The 24,920-nt window shown below is 43.0% G+C and carries 15 protein-coding genes; 3 read left to right on the forward strand and 12 right to left on the reverse strand.

Going from position 1 to position 24,920, the window contains the following annotated elements; genetic code table 11:
* Positions 1-610: Rpn family recombination-promoting nuclease/putative transposase (locus tag DWX33_RS02950; RefSeq protein ID WP_233570108.1), on the forward strand; the 610-nt coding region annotated here is incomplete at its 5' end.
* 93 nt (positions 611-703) lie between these two features.
* Here the strand turns inward: DWX33_RS02950 and DWX33_RS02955 are convergent.
* Positions 704-1,285 carry a DUF3109 family protein gene (locus DWX33_RS02955; protein WP_122379809.1) on the reverse strand — a complete coding sequence of 194 codons (582 nt, stop codon included), beginning with the start codon at positions 1,283-1,285 and terminating at the stop codon, positions 704-706.
* 16 nt (positions 1,286-1,301) lie between these two features.
* Entirely contained in the window at positions 1,302-2,825 is a 1,524-nt protein-coding gene (gene gpmI / locus DWX33_RS02960) for a 2,3-bisphosphoglycerate-independent phosphoglycerate mutase (RefSeq protein ID WP_122379810.1), read from the reverse strand.
* Positions 2,826-2,931: 106 nt separating this feature from the next.
* Here gpmI and DWX33_RS02965 point away from each other — a divergent pair, with 106 nt between their 5' ends.
* Entirely contained in the window at positions 2,932-3,630 is a 699-nt protein-coding gene (locus DWX33_RS02965) for a M48 family metallopeptidase (RefSeq protein ID WP_122379811.1), read from the forward strand.
* A 38-nt stretch (positions 3,631-3,668) separates the two neighbouring features.
* On the opposite strand, the gene DWX33_RS02970 is transcribed toward DWX33_RS02965, so the two are convergent.
* The 10 genes from DWX33_RS02970 to DWX33_RS03015 form a co-directional block, all read right to left on the reverse strand.
* Positions 3,669-6,383 (reverse strand): TonB-dependent receptor, encoded by a 2,715-nt coding sequence (locus tag DWX33_RS02970; RefSeq protein ID WP_122379812.1) that lies wholly within the window; start codon positions 6,381-6,383, stop codon positions 3,669-3,671.
* Between the two features lie 100 nt (positions 6,384-6,483).
* The gene (gene sprA / locus DWX33_RS02975) at positions 6,484-13,902 is read right to left on the reverse strand and encodes a cell surface protein SprA (protein ID WP_122379813.1); all 7,419 of its coding nucleotides are present in this window, start codon (positions 13,900-13,902) and stop codon (positions 6,484-6,486) included.
* Between the two features lie 50 nt (positions 13,903-13,952).
* Positions 13,953-14,543: a Holliday junction branch migration protein RuvA gene (gene ruvA / locus DWX33_RS02980; RefSeq protein ID WP_005866654.1), complete on the reverse strand. Its 591-nt coding sequence runs from the start codon at positions 14,541-14,543 to the stop codon at positions 13,953-13,955.
* A gap of 64 nt (positions 14,544-14,607) precedes the next feature.
* Positions 14,608-15,495: an SMP-30/gluconolactonase/LRE family protein gene (locus DWX33_RS02985; RefSeq protein ID WP_122379814.1), complete on the reverse strand. Its 888-nt coding sequence runs from the start codon at positions 15,493-15,495 to the stop codon at positions 14,608-14,610.
* A gap of 11 nt (positions 15,496-15,506) precedes the next feature.
* A complete protein-coding gene (locus tag DWX33_RS02990) occupies positions 15,507-16,961 on the reverse strand; it encodes a TrkH family potassium uptake protein (protein ID WP_122379815.1) in 1,455 nt (484 codons plus the stop codon).
* 9 nt (positions 16,962-16,970) lie between these two features.
* Positions 16,971-18,308, reverse strand: coding sequence for a Trk system potassium transporter TrkA (gene trkA / locus DWX33_RS02995; protein WP_005861043.1), 1,338 nt, complete (start codon positions 18,306-18,308; stop codon positions 16,971-16,973).
* A 20-nt stretch (positions 18,309-18,328) separates the two neighbouring features.
* Complete coding sequence (gene dxs / locus DWX33_RS03000) at positions 18,329-20,227, reverse strand: 1-deoxy-D-xylulose-5-phosphate synthase (protein ID WP_008773943.1); 1,899 nt, start codon at positions 20,225-20,227, stop codon at positions 18,329-18,331.
* A gap of 618 nt (positions 20,228-20,845) precedes the next feature.
* Positions 20,846-21,214, reverse strand: a complete 369-nt coding sequence (locus DWX33_RS03005) for a DUF3244 domain-containing protein (RefSeq protein ID WP_122379816.1) — start codon at positions 21,212-21,214, stop codon at positions 20,846-20,848.
* A 91-nt stretch (positions 21,215-21,305) separates the two neighbouring features.
* A complete protein-coding gene (locus DWX33_RS03010) occupies positions 21,306-23,036 on the reverse strand; it encodes a tetratricopeptide repeat protein (RefSeq protein ID WP_122379837.1) in 1,731 nt (576 codons plus the stop codon).
* A 226-nt stretch (positions 23,037-23,262) separates the two neighbouring features.
* A complete protein-coding gene (locus tag DWX33_RS03015) occupies positions 23,263-24,048 on the reverse strand; it encodes an inositol monophosphatase family protein (protein WP_122379838.1) in 786 nt (261 codons plus the stop codon).
* Positions 24,049-24,225: 177 nt separating this feature from the next.
* Between DWX33_RS03015 and DWX33_RS03020 the strand changes: the two genes are divergently transcribed.
* A complete protein-coding gene (locus DWX33_RS03020) occupies positions 24,226-24,900 on the forward strand; it encodes a TonB-dependent receptor (protein ID WP_122379817.1) in 675 nt (224 codons plus the stop codon).
* The last annotated feature ends 20 nt before the right edge of the window (positions 24,901-24,920 follow it).

Genomic DNA, 24,920 nt, shown 5'->3' on the forward strand with positions numbered 1-24,920 from the left:
ATACTACCTCTCGCACTCGGTGGTGGAACAGGGTATAAAGGGAACATGGGACTATGAGCTGGCGGCCGTTTACGGAGTATTCTTCTTGAACTTCACGCTCGACGAAGAGAACGGGTCAGACCAAAACGGGAAGGAGGGAAAATTCCGAAGGGACATCATATTGGCGGACCGGGAGAACGGACAGGTATTCAACCCCAAGTTCCGCCAAATCTATATTGAGCTTCCTCGATTCAATAAAGAGGAGGAAGAATGCGAGACAGATTTTGAACGTTGGATTTATGTACTAAAGCATATGGACACATTAGACAGAATGCCATTCAAGGCACGCAAGGCCATATTCGAGCGGTTGGAACGCATCGGATCCATGGCGAACCTCACCCCCAAACAACGAGCGCAGTACGAGGCGGAGTGGAAGATGTATAATGATTATTATAACACCTTGGACTTCGCCGTCGAGAAAGGCATGAAAAAAGGGATGGAAGAAGGCATGGAAAAAGGACTGCAAAAAGGAAAAGAATCTACGGCACGTAATATGAAAGCCGAGGGAATAACCCCTCTTATCATCCAAAAATGCACCGGCCTTTCCCTTGAGGAAATAGAGCGACTATAAAACAAAATTCCTTCAGCCTCCATCCGTTTTTAACGTATAGTTATCAATGGGAGAGACTGAAGGGATTTTTTATATTTATAAACGATCTAAAAGCTACTCCTCACGCTGCTTCTTCCATTCCTCCGCACACTCTTCCAAGGCCTTATACCAAGCCTGGCCGAACTTACGGATCAAGGGTTCCTTGAGGAACTTATAAACCGGCAATCGCTCTTTCTTTCCTAAGATCTCCGCTGCCTTACAAACGCTCCAGCGATGATAGTTCACGGCCTTGAAATCCCGATACTGAGTGACACGTATCGGGTAAAGATGGCAAGAAACAGGCTTATAGAAATCCGTCTTACCTTCCCGGTATGCTTTCTCAATAGCGCATTTACAAGTACCATCGGCGTCGTAACAGGTAAAGACACAATCTTTGCCGTTCACGATAGAGGTAACCGTATCGCCTTCCTCATCGATATAAGCTACGCCTTGCTTATTAATGACCTCTTGAGCTTTCGGGGATAAATCATCCCAGATAATGGGCAATACTTTCTGGAGCTTCGCCAACTCCGAATCCTCTAATGGAGCGCCGGAATCTCCTTCCACGCAGCACTCCCCCTTACATTTGGAAAGATCACATAAAAAATAACGCTCGATAACGTCAAGACTTACTAAAGTGTCATCTATCTGGATCATAAGATGCGCCTAGCTCTTATTTAATCAATGACTTGCCAGTCATCTCCTTCGGCTGTTTCAAGCCCAAGATGTGAAGGATTGAAGGAGCCACATCAGCCAAGATACCATCCTCTACTTTAGCGTCCTTGTTGGCTGTCACATAAACGAATGGAACAGGGTTCAAGGAGTGAGCCGTATTCGGAGTGCCATCCTCGTTCAAGGCGTGATCTGCGTTACCATGGTCAGCGATGATGATTACCTCATAGTCGTTGGCTTTAGCGGCCTCAACCGTATCGTGCAAGCAAGCGTCGATCGTTACGACCGCTTTCTCGATCGCTTTGTAGACACCCGTATGGCCTACCATATCACCGTTGGCGTAGTTCACTACGATGAAATCGAATTTCTTCGTATTGATAGCGTCCACCAATTTATCTTTCACCTCGAAAGCGCTCATTTCCGGTTTTAAGTCGTAAGTAGCCACTTTAGGAGAAGGGACCAAGATACGCTCCTCGCTATCGAACGGAGTCTCGCGGCCACCGTTGAAGAAGAAAGTCACGTGAGCGTATTTCTCTGTCTCGGCGATATGCAACTGAGTCTTACCTACGTTTGCCAAGAATTCACCCAGCGTATTATTTACGTTCTCTTTGTCGAACAAGATATGAACACCCTTGAAGCTAGCGTCATACGGAGTCATACAGAAATATTGCAAGCCCGGGATCGTATGCATACCGGCCTCCGGCATATCTTGCTGAGTCAATACAACCGTAAGCTCTTTCGCACGGTCGTTACGATAGTTGAAGAAGATCACGACATCGCCTTCCTCGATAACAGCAATCGGCTTTCCGTTCTCAACGTGAACGATCGGCTTGATGAACTCGTCCGTTACACCCTCGGCGTACGACTCTTCCATCGCTTTTACCATGCACTCGGCTTGCTTACCCTTACCTTCGACCAATAAATCGTAAGCCTCTTTCACACGTTCCCAACGTTTGTCGCGGTCCATAGCGTAATAACGTCCGATGATAGAAGCGATCTTACCGCCGGTAGTCTTCAGATGATTCTCCAACGTCTCGATAAAACCTTTACCACTCTTCGGGTCCGTATCACGGCCATCCATGAAGCAATGTACATAAGCCTTGCTGATTCCGTATTCCTTGGCGATATCCGTCAGTTTCATTAAATGCTCCAAAGAGCTATGTACACCACCATCGGAAACCAAGCCCATGAAGTGGATCTGCTTATTATTCTCTTTCGCATAGCCATAAGCACGTTTGATCTCCGGGTTCTCCATGATCGTATTCTCGCGGCAAGCGATGTTGATCTTCACCAAATCTTGGTAAACGATACGGCCAGCACCGATGTTCAAGTGGCCCACCTCAGAGTTACCCATTTGTCCGTCAGGCAAACCAACGTTCTCGCCAGAAGCCTGTAACTGTGAGGCTGGATAAGTTTTCAATAACTCGTCCCAATATGGAGTCGGCGTGTTAAAGATCACGTCGTCTTTACCTTTGTCACCAATTCCCCAACCATCACAGATAATTAAAAGTGCTTTTTTGCTCATGATTGCTAATTTATTATATTGATTATGTTTTTAACCTTTACGATCGCGAAGATAATCAATTCCATCGTATTATTGTTTCTCTCAATGTATTACTTTTGTGGCAGGAATGGAAAAGAATATACAAGACAAGGATTTGGGAGTCATAACGCTCCGTACCACTCCCCGGGCCACTCGATACACGCTCAAGATATCAAAAGGAAAGATAACCGCCACGATGCCACCCGGGGGAGACGAGAAACGTATGATCGCTTTTATCATGGAGAACAAGGCCCGGCTGGTAAAAGCGCTCCAGAAGCATCCGGCCCGGCCCCTGCTCGACGAAAGATCGGAGTTACAGGCTACGACATTCCGCTTGCATATCTTCCGCACCGAGCGAAGTAATTTCTACATGAGATTGGAGGATGGGGTACTGTATATCGCTTGTCCGAATGAGACTCGTTTCGAGGAGGAAGAGGTGCAATCCTTACTGAAATCCATGCTGGAGAAGGCGCTCCGCCACGAGGCGAAACGGTTGTTGCCGGAACGTATCACGCTATTGGCAAGGCAACATGGATTTATGTTGACCGGGGTGAAAATCAATAATAGCAAAACGCATTGGGGAAGTTGTACAGTAAAGAAGAGCATTAACCTCTCGCAATCATTAATGCTTCTTCCTTGGCATTTGGTGGATTATGTATTATTGCATGAGCTTTGCCATACGATAGAGATGAACCATAGCGAAAGGTTCTGGAAACTGATGGATAAGGTGACGGACAATCAAGCGATTCGTTTACGAAATGAGTTGAAAAGTTATCATATGTTGTAGAGACGGAGCACGCTCCGTCTCTACAACCGGGTGAATTGTCAGAAATTGGCTCCTACTTGCAGAATGAAAGTCCGAGGTGCGCCGACATCCATCGGACGGGCGCTATAGCGCTTGTTTAAGAGGTTGTTCACCAGTCCTTGTACATGGATATTCTTCGTCACTTTCATCCCGACACGCATATCCATGACGAAATATCCTTTATTGTTCTCTGCCCAATAATCATGTAAGTTTCCGAATAGCATCGAACGCATATAATCCATCAGGTTAGGCTCCGCTTTCGTACGCTCATCGACCATAAAATAATCGACCGCCAATGTCTTGCTTTTCCATGACATATTCGTTCCGATATTAAACCGTTTCCATTCCAGATCGAATACCCCCTTTACGGAATGTTTCTGGCGATATTTTAAATACTTGCTGTCATTGGATTTCGAACGCATCGCCATTAAGTCATCATTCGCTTCCTCCTCCGCGTTCCGTGAATCCACGTCCATATCGATCGGATTCGTATAAACATACCCCAAAGTATATGCCAGACGAGTATCACGGTTAAACTCATACACACCCGAGGTAGACAAATCTACCCCATAAATCTCCGCCCGGCCTACGTTCGTGAACTGAGCGCCGATTCCTAAGCCGTCGCCGCTAGAGAACGCATTAAACAACTTGGAAAGCCCATCGATATAATCGAAGGTCTTATTATTAAACAGGCCGAAACGGAACTCGATCATATCCTTGTAACGGGTATAAAAGCCGGCCACATCGACAAAGCCCTTCAAATTGCCGAACTTATAACCTTGCTTGAAACCAAGTTCGGCATTATAACCTTGCTCCGCTTTCAATTCAGCGTTCGGGAAAGCTCCCACACCTCCGATATCCTTCAGGATAAACTTCTCCGTAACGGATGGATAACGGTATCCCTGTCCGAAAGATGCCCGGATAAAACTATACTCACCCAACTCATAATTCAAGCCTCCACGGAAAACAGGTTTTACCGGAACCTTCGCCCCGAAAATCTTCGTCTCCGCTTCCCTGTAGAAATCATCGACCCGGTAATACTCCAGACGAACACCGACCGAGACGTTCAAACGATCGATAAATTTATGATCATATTGCAGGAAGGTAGCCACATTATCGCTACTATGTTGCCCGGTCACTTTCGAATCCGCATGAATACGCTCATAAGTACCTCCAACCGTGAGTTGTGAATGATCGAACTTCTTGCTGAATTGGTAATCCAGATTATAGGAATAAGTATGATCCGTAGCCTCCGGCGCCTTTTTCTCCACCGGCTTCATGGCATCTACCAACCAAGCCCCTACGTTATTCTTATCGGGTAGCGGAGTACGTCCCATCACCCAAGAAATCAAGTCCATATAATCCGCCGAGGTAGCTGTCGGGAAAAAATGATTTCCTAGCTTGCCCAATTCACCCATCAATCCGCTCACCTTCCCGTTCATCACCTCCGGCAAATACGGTAAGAAGGTCGGCAATAACTCGGTTTGCCAGTTTTGCGCCATATTGATAATCTCCGGAACAGATGAGATATCAAAACCCATATTATTCGTTATGTCAAAAAGAGACTTATCCGTGGTATGCGTGATGATACGGCTTCCCCGATGGAAGAAACGCCCCTTGAAACGATGAGTCGTCCCTTTTTCCGAATTCGTATAATTCAAGAAGGGATCTATATAAAATGTATTCTCACGGCGTCCCATATTCGCCAGCGGAGATTGAATATAGGGTTCCTCCGGAGAACGCCAGATAAAGAAACCTGTATAATCGTTATACAAGTAATTCACGTTCACACCATAGTTCAACCCTTGTACCCGGGGATCGTGATACGTAAGATTCCCACCGACCCGGACACGGCGGTTGTAATTATCCTGCCGATACCCGTCGTCCAAGAATGTATTAGCCCCCACTGTCAAATCAAAATTCTTGATCCTACGGGAATGAGAGAGATCCAAGCCTCCATATAAAGGCGTCCCGTCTTGGCGTGGCTTCCCATACAATCCTCCTTGTACGTTCACCTGTGTTACCGGATCTAATCCGGGGCGTTTCGTTTTCACATGGATCAGACCATTCAACGCAGAAGAGCCATATAATACGGAAGAGGCCCCTTTCAGTACCTCTACTTGATCGACGTTCTCCATCGGGATCATATTCCAGTTTATTTCGCCGGAACCCGGAGTTAGCACCGACATTCCGTCCACCAGAATCAAGCAACGGCTACCCACGCCATAGGTCCATCCCGTACCACCGCGTACGGAAGGTTGCCGGTCCGTTACGTCCACACCGGAGATATTCTTCAGTACATCCGTTAAATCTTTCGGAGACTGACGAGTGATATCTTTCGCTTTCAATAATTCCATAGAGACGGTGATATCGCTTAGCTTTTGCTCATAACGCCCGACGCTCACGACGACCTCGTCCATCATGTTTGAGTTTGTTCGTAAGGATACGTCACGTGTCAAGAACTCTCCCGGATCTACTTTCACGGGAACGCTCAACGTTTCATATCCCAGATAGCTAAAAGTCAATACAGCGTCCCCATCCGTCACTTTCAGCTCATAATAACCGTTTATATCAGACACAGTTCCTCTCGTACCCCCTTTGTCCTTATAAAAAACGTTTACCCCGGCTAAAGCTTCCTTGCTCTCCGCATCCTTAATATACCCTTTCACGTCTTGGCCGAAAGAGGCTTGAGTTATCAAGAGAAGAAATAATATCAATTTGTAAGTATTCTTCATATCCAAATTATATTTCGCACAAATATAAAGGTTTATTCCATACCGCTAGACAGGTATTTAAAAACAGACCAAGAAGTCCTGTAAATAGACTATACTCTTTTTATTGCGCTAAGGAGAACCGTAAACTAATACCATAGTTTGAGTTCGAAGTCGGGTAAGATGAGGTGGACACGATCGGCTCATTGATCTGTAAATCATAGAAAGCTCTCAATGTCAAGGCACGACTTAATCCGTAATCCGCAGAGAACTGGATGGTCTTGGCGATATTCCCGCTGGTAGCCTGCGTAAACTGATCCTCTATCTTACGGATCAACGATTGCATTTTACGGTAAGAGAAATCTAAGCGGATCGTAAGATCATTACTGAAGTCCCGTGTCTTTTTCATTTTCAACACCTTGTTAAACTCAGTCAACTTATATCCTACTCCTATCACGAATTCGTTGGAAAGCGCTTCCACCAATTGGTAAGAGGAAATATTCAGGCTTAAGTTACGAGTCTTGCGCAACTCAAACTTACCGGTTATATTATTCAATAAAGTAGCGTCTACACCAAACAACGGGCTGAATCCTTCCGTGATACTCACGGCCGCTATATCATAAGGAGACGATGGCGTAGGATTACCGGTTTGGATATCACGGATATATCCCAAACCATCCTGCCCGGCATCTACCCAATCCAAGAAGGAGGAAAACGCACCTACGCTATAGGAACAACGATATTGATGACTTAACATCATACTCTTAAAGTATTTGCGGATAACCGGTATACGGATCAAGCCATCATACGTAACACGCCAGTTCGGTAGCAGGCTCTTAACAGACGGGAAGGCTGACAAGCCTACCTTATTCGGGTCCTTACCCGTATAAGCCGCCAAGAAAGCAGGTACCAATACCTCCATGGAATTCAGGCTTACGCCTCCCCCTACGGCTGGATCATAAGGTTTTCCCGCTAAAGCATGCCCCGCCATAAAACCGGAACTCGGATAAACCGTACCGGAATATGTATCCGCCAAGCGCTGGGCGATCACGCTACGGTGAGCGATAAATTTATCGAACGCTTTCGAGGAATAACCGTTATTAGCGTTTCCGCTACCGCCGAAAGCGCTACCCAAGGCAATCGTCGTCATCGTGAAGCTACCTCCCATCTGCTCGGGCATACCGTCTTGCATATAATAGATATCGGTACTACGGGTATCTACCCGGTTTGCGTTCAAATCAATCTTCAAGCCGGCTATAGGTTCTAGATTCGCACGGATCGTAAGATTCTTCGCACTATTGATCATGGCGGGCGTCGTCATATTCTCATTCTTTACCAACCAGCCCCGCTCGTCCGCCTCGTCGATAAAGCTCCTTCTTACCGCTCCAAAGGCAAAACCGAGTCCCGGAGCCAAAGTTCCTGTACGCCGTTGCCCGAACATATCGCCCACCTCCGGGGCGTAACCGCTCAACATCATACCGTCTATCAACGAGTACTGCACGTTTACCCGGCGCAGCATCATCAAGAAACGACTGCCATATTCCGCTACTTTCGTCAAGGTTCCTTCCAAAGGTTGCGGGCCGGGCACGATCGTCAACTTCAAATGAGCCGTATCTTTATTCAAGATCATGACTTGAGCGTAATTGATCGGCTTATATTTAATTGAATAGACCTTCCCATCCGCTCCACGTGCCGTGATACGAACCTTCTTCGTAAACATTCCATGCTGCACGATCGTTCCACTATCCGGGCTCAATTGGATCTCTTTCTCTAGTTTCACCTCTTTCTTCTTTTTCTCCGGTTGACGAGCGCTTACCCGGGAAGAGGCCATAAATTTCTGGTTGATCTTCTTCAGATATTTATTCTTATTGTACAATGACTGCAAATTGAAACTACCCTGCCAGTCAAATTGACGTTGGTTCTTTATTATATTACCCTGTTCCAACTCAATACTAGCGACATTGGCTCCACGATCCCAGTTGTACGTGGCATTATAAGTCAATGAGCTATTTACCCAGTCTAATGCCGGTATGAATTGCAATGGCATATTCCAAGTGACATTAAACGTTTGGTCATATTTCAAAGGAGTACCCAAATCACGGATACTTTGCTTCACGGAATCCTTCCATACCTGATAATCATCCGGATTCAATTTCTTATTCACTTGAACATTCGGTTCCTCGATGCGGGCATTCGTACCGGAAGTAAACGTCATGCTCAGATTATTCGTAAAGTCCCAACGCAAACTGAAGGCACGGTCCCACAAGAAATTGTGACTGAATGAGAGCAACTGGTTACCTCCATCCGTAGAACTTGTCAAATCCCTTAGCTTAATCTCATAGTAATTCCGCATCATCGCCGTCTGGAAACTAATATTCGACGGAACGTAATTCAGTCCGAATTGCTTGATATATTTCGTATACCCATTATTCTTCTTCAACTTCTCGAAGGGTCGGAACGGTTTCACGTAAGGCGTATAATTATAAGCGAAATTACCCCGGTAATCCTTGGTTGTCTCATATTCGGTCTCCGGATTCTTCTTACTGTTCTGGCTATAAGAGTAACCTAACGAGAAGTTGGCCGGATCATACGGCATCGGGTTCTTGCTACGGATATCTACCTTTACGTTATTGAAAGAGACACTCTTAATAGTGGTCTGATCCAAAGAATAACTCTTGATGGAGTCTTTCTCGGCTTGGGTCTCTACCGCATCCAAAGCGTCCGAAAGCTTAATATCCTCATTCAACGGATCATACTCAGGAGTTGTAGTCTCTTTCGAATAAGCATAGTAAAAAGGTATGCTAACCTTTGCTTTCTCAGGGAACAACTTACCCAACTCAATCGAGGTCGCCACACTATATTGCGAATAATCATCCATCCGACGTTCGGCCAGCGACTGATCCAACGCACCGAAACCAGCGGTTTCCATTCGTCCACTTACATTGACCGTACCCAAATCGGATAAAGCGACGTTCAGATTCGCATTAGCGGCCCAACCTCCTTTCTCGTCGAAATCGGTCATACGAAGTTCGTTTACCCAGACCTCACCGCTCTTGATATCACCCGTATTATTACGTACGCCGATCATGATCACTTTCACCTCCGCTAAGCTAGGGTTACCGATGATACTGATTTTATTACGCGTATTATCCGGATCATTTTTCGAATAAACCTTTTGGTAGCTTATATTTCCCTGTCCTTGACGTTTCAATTTATTTCGCTCCAACTTCAAGTCGGTTAGAGTCTCCAGTTTAAAATTCAAGGTATTATTTAAAGGCCATACTTTTTCTTGATCCGCACTATTGTTCGTATTATAAAGAATAGTACTATGGGGAGTCAGATCCAAAGGCACCTCATACTCATAATAATTATTCTTATAGTCAGAACCTAAACGAATAAATACAGAGAAATCACCATTCGACAAAGTCTTGCTCTCATCAATCGGCGCTTCCGCATGAGCGAACATTTGTAATCGTTTATACCGGCGAAGGTCATAAGCGGTAGATTTATAAACCGCACGTGCATCCGCAGGAGATAAATCCGTTATTTTCATAGACAATGCCTGCTCGTTCTGTTGAAGCAACTGAGGCTGGCTGGAATCGAACATACGGCTGATACCCGGAGGCAACACATAGTTGACCGGCTGACGCTGCCCGTTCTCCTCTATATTTACAGAAGATACGACGATCTGTCCATCAGACTTTGGCGGAATAAGAGGATTTGACAAATCCTGCGTATAAGTACGCCAATCACCACGAACCAATTCCAAGGTACCGAAACGCAGAACCGTAGACTTACGGAATCCTGTCATATACATACGCATGAAACGGACTGTCTTGAAATCCCGGATCGCTCCAACCCTCTTCTCATAATCTTTAATAGGAATCTTAAATAGATACCATTTTACTTTCTCCTTATCACCATTCATTAAGGTTACTTCCGGAGTACGCTCATCGACGATGTTGTTTACACCGACCTGCAAATCTTTTGGACGGAGAGAGATCTTGTACTCAAAATATTTCTCTGTCTCATTCAACGTATTATCGCCATTGATATCTTCCACATCTGGTGTACTCTTTCCGGCTGTAGCATATCTTTGATCGGATTCTTGTGAGTTTCCCTCTGTACCGTTATATCGTTTATAGCGAGATAAGATATCCAACTCCTTAGCATCGTAATCATCCCCACGGAAATAGTGATAATTATCCCCGGCAGGATCGTTAAAAGGAGAAAACGGATCATCCATCATCTTAGAGATTGTCTCGCCGGATAGTTTCGCCCTCAATTTATTCAAATAATCCGCATACGTAGGGAAAATTTGCTCTTCCTCCGTAGAAAGACCGTTCAAACCGACATCTTGCAGCTCACGATTTTGGGCATCAAACGCATATCCCGTACTTTGCGTGCGAGGCACCTTACCCCAAACAGTCGTATCAACTTTCGACATATCACCGTCCACGGGCATACCATTCTCAAAGAATTTCCGCTCATCTTTCAAGATATCCTCGGAAATCTCACCCAAGTTAAAGTATAGGTCACCACCCTCGGCTGTCTCGTCCTCAAGATACGGGTCTAAAAGCCAGAATTCGATATATTCATAATTGGCAGATTCCAAATCGCTAGGCTCGATCTTGCGCATTACACCACCCCAACGTTTTTCCGGATTACCCAACGTACCGTCCGAGTTTACATTTTCCGCATCCAGGTTATACGGACCACGCTCATTCGGGTAAAAAGCGAGGTTTAATACAGGCAAAGTTGTATTATCATTGGTTCCCAACTCTTTATTCGGGAAGATCTCTTTATAACTGACTCCACGGGTGTAATGATTCGATAAATCATCATTCGTAAGATGTCGAGGGCGGGAAGAGGAACTCTTCCGTGTGAAGATTCCGTCTACCGTATACCAAGCCAACAAAGCTCTGTTTTTACCATAAGCGATATCGTTCACCTTCTCCGCTTCCGGAAATTTAGGATTCGAATCTTCATAGGGGGTACTCGCCAAGTTCCAAGCATACGGGTTCAAAAGATCCATACCACTTTGTGTAGACTCGAAGTCATCCAAATAAGAGTAACCACCCGTATATTGATTCTCATAATGTCCCGCTATTAAATGAGCGAATTCCGCATTGAATGAGATTTGGCTAGGTTTGGTCAATGTCAACAAGGGTAACTTATCAAATACATTTGTCAACCACTGGCTCTCGGCTTTATAAGAGGTATTCAAGCCCCATAAAGTATTCTTTATAGACTCATCTCCCAAAGTGGTTTTTACCGTAAGAGGCATTTCCGACATATGCATAACCGTGGCACCGACCATGAAGTCCTTATTGAACTGGTAATTCAAGTCTAACCCGATCATCGTCTTTCGCTGCATATTAAAAGTAGACTGGTTCTCCAGAGATACGCTAACGGGTGTCCCACTCGATATGATGCTCTCATTCAAGATCGTCACACGTCCTAAACTGTAATCTACCGTATAATCCACATTCTCGGTCAGTGTAGCTCCTCCTGCCGTGACACGTACGGATCCACGGGCCACGTTAGTAGCTCCCAAGTCGATCTCCGAACCCGACGAGGCTTTATACTCACCACTTAAAAGAAATTTATTTTTCTCGGCGATCTGGCGGGCAACGGTTAATGTCGAGTCATACAACTCTTGGAATACATATTTACTGGCATAGGCATTACCTACCTTTTCCCGTAATTTCGAGCCGAAAGGTTGTACACAAGGGAATATAATCTTACCGGTCTCCGCCTGTATCGTATAACCGTCAATAAAATCAAAGAAACCATCCGGATTCGGATTGTCATAGGTATCCAAGCGATCCAGCCCTAATACCCGAATCAAGATTTGATTCGCACAATTACCTTCCGGAAGATAGTTTACATACGTACCGGTAGAATCGCTCTGGTAGGTAACGTTTAACTTAAACTTCTCTTTCTGCACCGAATAAGCACCCAATGAGTATACGTTCTTCATCATCAAGTCCCAGAACATCATATCCGGCGACATCGTGATGCCCTTTAGCAACTTCACATAAATACAGTCGCTCGTATTCTCTTTATTATCCGTAGAGAACTCACCGACTTGATAGGTCTTGCCATTATAGATAAAACTAAAAGCGACACCCAATACCTCATCAGCCTGTAACTGAGTCCTCAAAGAAATATAACCCAATTTCTTGTTTAATGTATACTCAGATGACTCTAGCAAACGGGCACTCTCGATTTTTTCAAAATCCCGTCCTCCCTCCATGGAGCCTTTCAACGCATCATTAACCATACTTATCTTACGGGCATCCGTAAATTGAGTGGTTAAAGTCGTATATAAATTGTTTGCGGAATTATTCGGACGTCTGTCCGTTCCGGAAGGCATCACCAACGCAGTATTACCGATATTACGAGATTCATTTTCTCCCAAATCGGTGAAAGCTACGATATTGCGGGACTGGTCATAATTACCGCGTTTATTGGTTACCCATACTTCTATCTTGGAGATCTCGATACCGGAGGTGACGGTAGGCAAAGACTCCATAAACTTATCGTAGTTATCATAGAAATAATGGCCCAAGAAGAAGTGACGGTTCTCGTCGTATTCATCCACCTTGATCTCGAAGGGCTTCGTCTGCACGCCCCCTTTTGAGCTAACCGTCTTGGATTCAGATTCCTGCTGGGCAAACAAGGCGTTCACTCGCAACTTACCAAATTGTAAATCCGCTTTCATACCAAATAAAGCCGCACCTCCATTAATCAAGGAATTGCTGGTATTCATGCTCACGTTACCGGCTTCTAACGACTTGATAATCTCATCCTCCTCGCCTGTATACGCCAACTTCAATTTTTTGGAATCGAAATCAAAAGAGGTCTCGGTATTGTAATTCATTCCGAAATTCACCTTGCTACCCACCGAGGCTTGTACATTCAACTGCACACTCTCGTCAAAATTGAAGAAAGTACGTTTACGGGAACGCTCCGGAAGAGAAGGATCATTATTCTTATTCGTCTTCAATCCCATCGTGATCTCGGCCGAACCTTGTGTTCTTACACGTACTCCACCGGGGCCGAAAATACGTTCCGCCGCACCGATATTAAACTGCATATCGGTTAAGTTGAACTGTTTATTCGTAGCTTTTTGGAATTCTTCCTCGTTCTTTTGGCGGAAATAGGAACGAAGTGATTGTTGCATAGAATAATCTTGGTATTCCGCTGGGGTTAAACTCATCGGCGTACCAATCTCCATATCGCCTAATTTCGTACGGACAATATACGTATTCGTCTTTAAATCATACTCAATCGTAGTCTTGACATTCTCCGGATCACGCAAATCGGCAGGTGATTGTTTCACGATATCTTGATATTCCTCCGGTGTAGTTTTAGCTACCGGATAACGGGGAGGAATCGTATCCTCCGGAGCTTCCAGCAACTCCAATTCCGGCAAAGATGATGTATACGCAAGGTAATCAGCATTCAGCGAATACAAGCCGACACCAAACAATAATACAACGATCCATATGGAATATTTCAGTATTCGTTTTCTCATTTTCTCATTTAATTGTCAATTGTTAATCGTTAATCCTCAATTGTCAATTATCAAAGCATTCTAAGCGCAGTTTTAATTACTTGTTCCACAGCTAAAGTGGGCGAACCTTTCAAAATAGCGGATACCGCTTTTTGCGAAGCCGCTTTCTGGAAACCCAACATAACCAATGCGGCTACGGCCTCCTCGGTTACCGCTCCATTAGAGACTGATGCCTCCGGCAAGTTTCCGGCCATACTCTCCATAGGTTTCACCTTATTTTTCAAATCTACCAAGATACGCTGGGCCGTCTTCAAACCAATCCCTTTCACGGCAGTCAATGCGGCCTCATTCTTCGAACCGATCACTTGAACCAATTCGGATGGCGGTAGAGAAGAAAGGATCATGCGTGCGGTATTCGGTCCCACTCCAGAAACGGAAGTAAGCAAAAGGAACAACTCCCTTTCGATTTTCTCGGCAAAGCCAAATAGTAAATGAGCATCTTCCCGGATTACCTCATATATATATATTTTTCCGGTAGTCTTGTTCCCAAACGCACTATATGTATTCAAGGATATATTCAGCTCGTAGCCTATACCACCACACTCCAAAATCATACGTGTAGGTGTAAGTTCCACGATTTCACCCTTTATATATTCTATCATCTATATATCTTTTTAATATTCCGTACCTATTATAACGCAAAATTAATCAAAAACGTATATCGGGTTACCATTCTTTTCCCGGATAAGGAGCCTTAAAGGTTTCAAAACAACCCCGATCCTGCAATGTCACATAACATTGACGATGATCAGGTCCTCCAAATGTTAAGTTAGACGGCTGTTTTCCTGTCAATTGAATCTCTTCAACTAAATCTCCTTGCGGATTTAACAAAGCTATAGTGCCCTTATCATAACGGCAAATATAAAGATTTCCTTTCTCGTCACACTTCATACCATCCATACCGTACCCCTCAAAAGTATGAAATAGACGTTTATTCCTTAAAGTACCATCCGGGCATATATCATATACCCAGACTTTTAATTGGGCAGATTCATTAACGTACAAGCGTTTACCATCCTCACTCACAGCGATGCCATTAGTCGTTCCCATATTCGTCTCCAATAAGGAGACTTTCGCATCCGGGGTAATCAACCAAAGTTGGCCTTTTTGATTCGGCCAATCCGGGTCACTCGCATACATATTTCCATTGGGGGCAAATACAATATCGTTTGGTTGATTCATCTTTGGCTCATGAGCGAATACGCTGATCTTCTTAGATTTCATATCCACTTTTAAGATATTATGCCCTGTATAATCCGCCACGTACATATTTCCGTCTTTCCCGAAGCGGATACTATTCCCGGTAGATCCTTCCGGCAAAACGAGAAAACAGCCATGGCTACCATCTGGGCGTACAATACCGATCGTCCCTTCTTTCTTATAATTTACGGCATATAAATTTCCTTCGCTATCTACAGCCGGACCTTCTATTCCGGAAGTAAATGTGTGCTCTGGCATCCAACCCGTTGCTTTCAATACATTCTGGGCATTTAAAGAAATCCCACAATACAGAATACCACACAGCAGACTAGCAATGACCTGTATACTTTTCATTTTCAATAATTTTACTGTTTCCAAAAACCGGGGACTAATATCGTTAATACCGTAAATATCTCCAGACGCCCTGTTAACATCAAAAAAGACAGAAACCATTTCGACACCGTGGGGACATCCGCAAAATTACTTACCGGACCAAGCGTTCCCAAGCCGGGCCCTACGTTACTTATAGCAGAAACAGCGGCACCAATCGCCTCCGAAAATCCCATCCCATCCAAAGATAAAGCCAAACAACTCACCACGATTAACGTAATATAAGCGAACACAAAAGCTAACACACGGTGTACGATATCACCAGATACGACATGTCCGTTCATTCGTACTGGAATCACCGCATGGGGATGTGTCTGTTTCTTAAATTCATTGGAGAGATTCTTCGTTAAAATAACGAAGCGTCCCATCTTCAAGCCACCGCAAGTAGATCCGGCGCATCCACAAATAAACATCAAGATCAATGCGATAAACCAGAAAAACGGTCCCCAAGGAATATAGTCATCCGTAGCGAATCCACAGGTAGAAACCAAGGTCACCACTTGGAAAGCCGCCTTACGGAACGCATTCTCTACATCCGAGGCGAATCCAAGGTACAAGATCCACAGCATGACAACGATAATAGCGCTTAAAACAAAAAAGAAAAACCAGCGGAACTCCTCATCTTTAATCAATTTCTTCACATTTCCATTAAAACAGAAATAAACCAATGTCATATTGGTAGCTCCGATAAACATGAAAATAGTTATTACATACTCTATATAAGAGGAATTCCAATAAGCGATACTTGCGTTTTTGGTTGAATATCCACCAGTAGATATAGCCGTGAACGCATGATTTACCGCATCATACAAATTCATCGGACCAGCCCATAAAAGGCCGACTAAAAAAAGTGTCAGAAAAACATACACCCCCCACAGGCGTTTAGCGACTTGCGTAATACGAGGACGAAAACGTTCATGGGTTATACCGGGTGTTTCGGCATCAAACATCTGCGAGGCACCACCTCCGAAAATAGGCATCAAAGCCACGGTGAATACGACCATACCGATACCTCCCTGCCACTGTGTAAGACTCCGCCAGAATAAGATACCTTTAGGCAACGCCTCTATATTCGTTAAAATAGTAGAGCCGGTAGTCGTAAATCCGGACATGGTCTCGAAAAAGGCATCGGTCACATTATCTATATATCCTCCAATATAGAATGGTAACATTCCAAATAAAGAGAATAAAATCCAAGTCAATGTCACGATCAACATTCCTTCCCGCCGGCCGGCCGAGTGTTCATTCGCCTTAAAGCCCATAGAGTAGAACAAAAAACCGGTCCCGAATAAGATTCCGCTTGAAATAAGAAGCGGATATACATCACTCCCCCGATAAAGGAAGGCTACGACGGTAGCGGCCAGCATAAAAAAAGTCTCAAGGATGAACATCACCCCTAGCATCTTCATTATAAAACGTACGTTCAACATAACTATCAACTAGTTAAAGTAGTCCTCCAGCTTACGCATAGCCGTATCCAAGCAGAATACGACAACATGATCGTATGCTTGTATCTGAGTATCACCCTTGATCATCATAGGTTCACCGTCACGAATCAACCCACCGAGAGTCATATCTTTCGGCAGACGGAGATCCTTGACTTGTTTCTTGGTAATCTTTGAATCCGGGCGAGCCACCAACTCCGCCACATCCGCATTCGCAAAGGTCAAACATTTCACGTTAGAGACATCCGCATCCAGAAGAAATTGATAGATATGGCTGGCCGCTATCAGCTTTTTGTTGATAACCGAACCGATGTCCATACTTTCCGCCAATTGGATATAATCGATATTCTCAATCTTAGCGATTGTCTTAAACACACCTAAACGCTTAGCGGCCAGACATGCCAATATATTCGTGCTGGAATTTTCCGTCAAAGCTATAAAAGTCTGCGCATCCTTGATGCCTTCTTGCATCAACAAATCAGTATCACGGCCGTCTCCGTTTATAATCAAGACATTACTAGGCACTACCTCAGCGATTCGATGACTTTTCTCTTTATTAGCCTCAATTACTTTTACTCGGATGTTATTAGGTAAATATTGGCAAGCACGGATAGCGATACGGCTTCCTCCCATAATAATAACCTTCTTTACTTCCGGATCTTTCTTTCCGGCCAGTAAGCGCACATCCTCTATATGAGATCGGGTCGTCGTAAAGAATACGATGTCACCAGACTCTATCCGGTCCGTACCACGGGGGATTATCGTCTCGTTCTTTCGCTTAATAGCGACAATATGATATAGCTTCTGCTCATTTAGCAATTCGGCCAATACCCGGTTCACCAAACGGGAATTATCCCGAACTTTAACACCTATCAGAATTAAAGCTCCACCAAACAGCTCCCAATATTGGCGTGTCCACGGACGGCGTACAGCTGTCACGATCTCCTTAGCCGCCAACATCTCAGGGTAAATCATCGAGTTGATTCCCAGTTTCTCGAACAGCTCTTTATTTTTGGGTAATAAATATTCGTAATTATTGATTCGGGCCAACGTACGATGCGCTCCTAGATTATGAGCCAACATACAAGCCGTCACATTGGTAGTCTCCTCGGGAGTAACACTTACGAACAAGTCCGCTTTCTTGATCCCCGCTTCCTCCAAATCTCTAAGCGAGGTCGGATTCCCGACCATAGGGAGAATCTCCATGCTAGATTTTGAGAAATTCAGCCGTTCCTCATTCGGATCCATCAAAATGATGTCCTGATTCTCTTGAGATAACATTTTCGCTAAATGTGTACCTACTTCTCCCGCACCGGCTATGACAATTTTCATATTTTATTAATTGACAATAATCAATTCTCCTTTTTCAACTGTTTCGCAATGCTCTCGGCATCCATACCACATAATTGATACAGTTCCGGTATAGAACCATGCTCGATAAACGCATCCGGCACTCCGATACGCTTTACATGAGGCGTATAACCATTGTCTGCCATAAACTCAAGGACAGCGCTACCAAAACCACCTTTTATCACTCCATTCTCTACCGTAATAATACGGTTATATTTCCGCCCGATCTCATGCAACAGCTCCTCATCCAACGGTTTCAAGTAGATCATATCGTAATGGGCTATCGATACCCCCTCTTCTTTCACCATCTCGATGGCTTTGATCACCTCGTTTCCGATCGGTCCGATAGAAAGTACGGCGATATCATCCCCGTCACGCAACTTTTTCCCTTTTCCTATAGGCAATACTTGCATCTCGTTACGCCAATCTTTCATCTCCCCCTTACCTCTAGGGTAACGGATTACGAACGGGCCATTAAAAGCAGCATAGCCTGTATACATCAAATTCCGTAAATCCAACTCATTCAATGGGGAAGCGATTACCAAATTCGGTATCGGACGAAGATATGCTAAATCAAACACGCCATGATGTGTAGCTCCATCCTCTCCCACTAATCCCGCACGATCCAGACAGATCACCATATGTAGTTTTTGCAAAGCTACATCATGGATAACCATATCATACGCACGCTGCATAAACGAGGAATACACGTTGCAGAAAGGTATCATTCCCTCCTTAGCTAATCCGGCAGAGAAAGTTACGGAATGTCCTTCCGCAATTCCCACATCAAACGCACGATCCGGGAAGGCTTTCATCATATAAGTCATCGAGCAACCGGAAGGCATAGCCGGAGTTACGCCTACAATACGCTCATCTTTCTCCGCAAGCTCTACCAATGTATGACCGAACACGTCTTGATATAATTGAGGTTCATCTAATTTACGGACGATTATACGCTGCCCGGTTTCCTTATTGAACTTTCCGGGAGCATGCCATTCCGTAGCGGACTCTTCCGCAGGTTTAAAGCCTTTTCCTTTTTTCGTTTTGATATGCAACAGCTTAGGGCCTTGCATATCTTTTATATCATTCAATACCTTCACCAGATAATTTACATCATGCCCATCCACCGGACCAAAGTAACGGATGCTGAAGCCTTCAAATAAATTATGTTGCTGGGTAAGCAATGCTTTAAGGCTATTGTTAAAACGTAAGATGTTTTCCCGGCGATCGTTATTGATGAGCTTGATCTTCTTTAAGCCTCGATACACATCGTATCTCATTTTATTATAGGCTTGACTCGTCGTTATATCCACTAAATACTGGCTAAGACCACCTACGCTATGATCTATCGCCATATCGTTATCATTCAGGATAATCAACAAATTATTAGGGTTGGCAGACGCATTATTCAACCCCTCGAAGGCGAGTCCTCCGGTCATAGCGCCATCCCCGATCACGGCGATCACATGGCGATCCAGTTCCTTCTTCAAGGCCGAGGCTACCGACATACCCATCGCCGCAGAGATTGAATTTGAGGCGTGTCCGGCGATAAAAGCGTCATACTCACTTTCCGCAGGATTAGGGAAGCCGCTAATTCCTTTAAACTTACGGAGCGTATGGAAAATATCTTTCCTTCCTGTAAGTATTTTATGTCCGTAAGCTTGATGCCCGACATCCCAGACAATACGGTCATAGGGGGTATTGAATACATAATGAAGGGCGACTGTCAGCTCTACCGTACCAAGGCTTGCACCTAGGTGACCGGGATTCTCAGACAAAACATCGATAATATATTGACGCAAATCGGCACATACCTGCTCCAACTTATCCTGTGACAAATGTCTCAGGTCTTCCGGAAAATGAATGCTATCCAATAGGTGTTCAACTTTGCTTTCAGCCATGTCTGCTAATTTTTCTGGCAAAAATACAGAATAAACGGCATATATAATAGTATTGTCCTGTCATTTCTTAGACAAGGGGAAAATCCATATTGATTTTAACAGCTAAATCCTATAAAATTTCATAGTTATGTTTTTTTTAAAACATAGTTATGAGTTGTGAATTTCATAACTATGAATTTTTCAAGTTATAATATAGTCATGAAATAACACCATTTGGAAATAAAAATAGCCCAACCACACCAAATTTGATCTCTTAAAAAGTACAATAAGTCTAATATTTCCAAACCATTACCTATACACCTAATAATCAACATACAATAAAATCGTATCTATCCAAGCTCCGATTAGTATCCATAGTATTTTGAATTTCTATTAATACTAATCGCTATTTCTATGAATAGTAAATCAGGCAACAATGGAGCCTATTTTCAAGAAATATACAATAAACAGAATGACTCTCGGCTGATTAATGATACGTTTAGCGGTAAAACATATACATAGATACGTTTTCAAGTAAAGATTCGTATTTGGTACAGTTGTCCAAATAAAAAAGAGCTGTGCTTCCCATTTTACCGAGAAGCTTAACAGCTCTTTCTTCTTACAAAACCTCTTAATTTTTTATTCCAAGGTAAAGCTACCGGTCAAGTGTCCCAACCGATGTAACAACACAACCTGATACTGGCCATTTGCTTCTCCCGCTAAAGAGAAAGAATAAGTTCCACCTGCCTCTGAAGAAACAACATCTTCATAGACTTTCACTCCTTCATCATTCATGACACATACGGTCAAGTTTGATAAAGCATCTTCAAAGCTCAAGGAAAGGATGTCTCCTTCGATTGATGCTACTGGAGGACGGTTTGTGTTAACGGAACGATAATATTCATCATCCCAAATACCTTCGGTTGGAATATTATCTCCAAACAAAGGTTGTACTAATAACATTGCAAATAAAATTGCACAAAAGGTAAATCGGTTTACATTTCTCATAATAACATTGTGTATTAATTGTGCAACAAACATACAGCGATCCTTTCAAAAATACAGGCATATCTATTGCACAAAATATGCACAAATACAATTAAAACTCACGAATGAACCTATCAAACTTCTCAGACGACCCTGTATCTGAATGTATTTTCTCATAAAGACGTTTTCGAATCATAGAAACATTTGTCGGGGTTGTTACTATCAACATCGCAATAGTAACTGGAGGTACATTTGCTTTAACCAAACAACTTACTCTTAATTCTGTTGTAGTCAACTTTGGCGCTACTCCCATTAAACGATGGGTAAAATTATCGTATGCTTCGTCTATCGCTTTAAATAATTGACACCAATCCTCTTCTTTAGGCCTCCATTCATCTTTAATGTGGAAACGATAATAAATATCAGAAACACAAAACTTGTCTATCAAAAGCTGGCTCTCTGTTTTGACACATTCTAAGCGTTGAATTTCAGCTTCTAACTTCATCTTTTGAAGAGCCATAAGTTCCTTCTCTTTTTCACTATATGCAACAGAAGATTGTTGTAATAGCCTTTCTAAATCAGCTATTTTTTCCTCATTTTCATTTATACGGGCTTGGTCTTCTTTCCGCTTCTTTTTTAAAGCGACTAATCTATCTTGGTGCTCTTGCAAACGTATTTTCTTCTTTTTTAACTGTATATATGATACAACAATGACAACACACACTCCGATTAAACAACCTACAACAATCATACACATATATAAATTATTAACCTTTATACGTTCCAGTAAGATTGTTGCATGCAATAATTTAGCTTCTGACTGATGATAGTCATAGATATTTTCGACTCTTCGGATTGATTCTGTTTGCTTCACTAGGCTTATTGAATCTCTTAACATCTCATACCTCATTTGATTCTCGGCATATTTTTCCCACCGCTTTTGTTCTTTCTCTAACTGCGCTAAAAAATAATAAGCACCAGCTCGAGTCTGTAACCTAGAACTATGTATACAAATGTTCAAAAAGTGATATGCAGAATCTATCTGACTTGTTTTTTGATACAACTTGCCTAGCGCTAAACAAACTGATTCCAACATATTCTCTTTCAATGGATACTTTAATGTCTCATTAAGAAAATAATAACCTTTCGGATATTCTCCCTTTTCGATATACAAATTACCTAATTCTTTATATATCGAAAGCTTACTAGATCGACTTCCAAGAGTAAGCGCTTTTTCATAGCACATAATAGCACTATCTTTTTTTGACAAAATAGTAAAAGCTCTTCCTATATCTCTCAAAGCAAAAGACTGACCAATAGAATCCCCTAAAGTCTCAAAGCAATTCAAAGCTTTTTTTTGATATGGAATAGCTTTTTCATATACTTCTTGATAAGTATACAACATTCCTATACTATTATATATACGCCCAAGTAGCGCATAATCTTCTACTTCACTCTCTTCTTGCAATGCTTTTAAATAGAAGTCCTGCGCATGAAGAGCATCACCTAGGTCTTGGTTTATTCTCCCTCTATAATACCAAGCCTTCGCTTTTCTTCCCCAATCTTCGGTTTTATCAAAATATTGAGTAGAAATAGCGATCAACGAATCTGAAGTAGGTTTGACATAAGTTTTATTTTGAGCTTCTGTCAAAAGTAGGTAGTACATAGCACGGTCCTTTTCTGAAAGATCATTTACATCTTGTATTGTTGATAGCAATGTTAAAACGCTATCGGGATGTTGGGACATTATCTTTTCCGCATGTTCATATAAACCTGAGTGATGGCTACATGACATTAGTCCAGTAATAAAGAACAGAAAAAAGACGTATAGATTGTTTTTCATACTCTGTAACATTTTTATTTTCCACAAATGTAAGTAAAATCTCTAATCCTAAAAGTCTTGATTTTTACTGAATTAGACACATACAAGGATTTACGGGTATTTGTATTCCTCCATCTGTTTTGAAAATCAAAACGGATCAAACACCCCGCAAATAAGAAGTAAGTTTAAACTCTTTTACCTTTTAAATACACACAGAAGCACTAGAATACGCAGGATTACCCTAGTATTAGGGCAACAAAGACAACGCAAGAGAATGAATCTTGCCATTGCTGGCAACTACCTGTTCACCCGAAGCCCAGTTCTCTCCTCCATTGAAATCTGATATTTTTCCTCCGGCCTGCAATAGAATCAAGGCACCAGCGGCTACGTCCCAAGGGCCTAAATAGGCTTCTATACGGGCATCAAAACGTCCTGCTGCCACATAACACAGTTCAGCGGCGGCAGATCCCATCAAACGGGTACCTCCCGCAAAACCATACAACCTATCAACCAAATGAGCGGCTACCGGACGATAAGCATCAGAGTTATAAGGGAAACCCAATGCGATAAATGCCTTATCCAATACTGATACATCCGATACATATATCTCATTCCCATCCAAGTAAGCCTTACCGCCTTTCACGGCATAGAAACACTCGTCCCTACACACCTCATGGACTACTCCTAGCAATAATTCCTCCCTGTTTCTTAAAGCTATACTCACGCAATAAGGCGCGATATCATGAATATAGTTTGAAGTACCGTCCAATGGATCGATCACCCAACAATATTCCTCATCAGTCAAACTTCCAGAGCCTTCCTCCGCGATAAAACCAGCCTCGGGTAGCAAAGTAGACAAAGCCTCTATGATCTGTCGTTCCGATTCTTTATCCACATAAGATACATAGTTATGAGCACTTTTTTCCTCCACTAAGTTCCGGTCAAACTTTCGGCGTTCTTCTTTTAAGAATGTCGCAGAAGCACGAGCTATTTCTCGAACCTCCTTACACAAATAGGCTAAATCTAATTCCATACCGTTCATTTTATTTTGGCAAATGTAATGATTTCCATTTATAGTAATCTCATTTTAGCGACAAATGAGACCACATAGAAACGTAAAAATAATACCTATTACGAATTTGCCCTAAAACTCTGCCTTTAAGAAATATTATATTATCTTTGTGTTATGTTCAGCTAAAAAGATTGAGCTATGAAAACAATACATTATCTTTCAATCATCATCTTATCATTCAGCAGTCAAATACTTTTGGCACAGAATGATACTTTAGTCGGTGTATTGCGTGACATCAGCGATAAAATAATCAAACGTTATCCGGTCACGCTAGGCAGTCAGAATCCGATCACCGTGAAAACGAACAAACATGGCGTATTCACCATCCCGGGGGCTAACCTGAATGATACCTTGTTCGTCACTATTAAGAAAACAAGAAATATAGTCAAAGTCCCAGTCAACGGATACAATTATATAACCATTACTTTAGAGAATAGCACATTCAACGCAAAGCGTAGTTTTGAACCGGATGAGGCCCTGAAAGAAATTATGGAAAGGGAACGAAACAAAATAGTAAGCTCAAGCGTTATGAATAAAGAAGAGATACAGAAAACCGGATGCCGTGATCTCTATTGCCTGCTACGAAGGATGAGTGGCATAACATTCGCCGATGGTTCCGTACGTATCCGTGCGAGCGTTTCCCTAAACAGTCCTAGTGACCCGCTAGTAGTGGTAGACGGTATACCGATGGACCTATCTGTTCTAAACACGATGCCCGTGGAAGATGTCTCGGAATTAAGAGTATTGAAAGACGCCGGTGAATACGGGGTAAGAGGCGCAAACGGAGCGATCGTCATAAAAACAAGCAAATAAACAAATAAGAAAAAGAGAAA

Origin of the sequence: Parabacteroides sp. AF19-14 (assembly GCF_003635485.1) — a bacterium.
In the GTDB taxonomy this organism is placed as follows: Bacteria; Bacteroidota; Bacteroidia; order Bacteroidales; family Tannerellaceae; genus Parabacteroides; species Parabacteroides distasonis.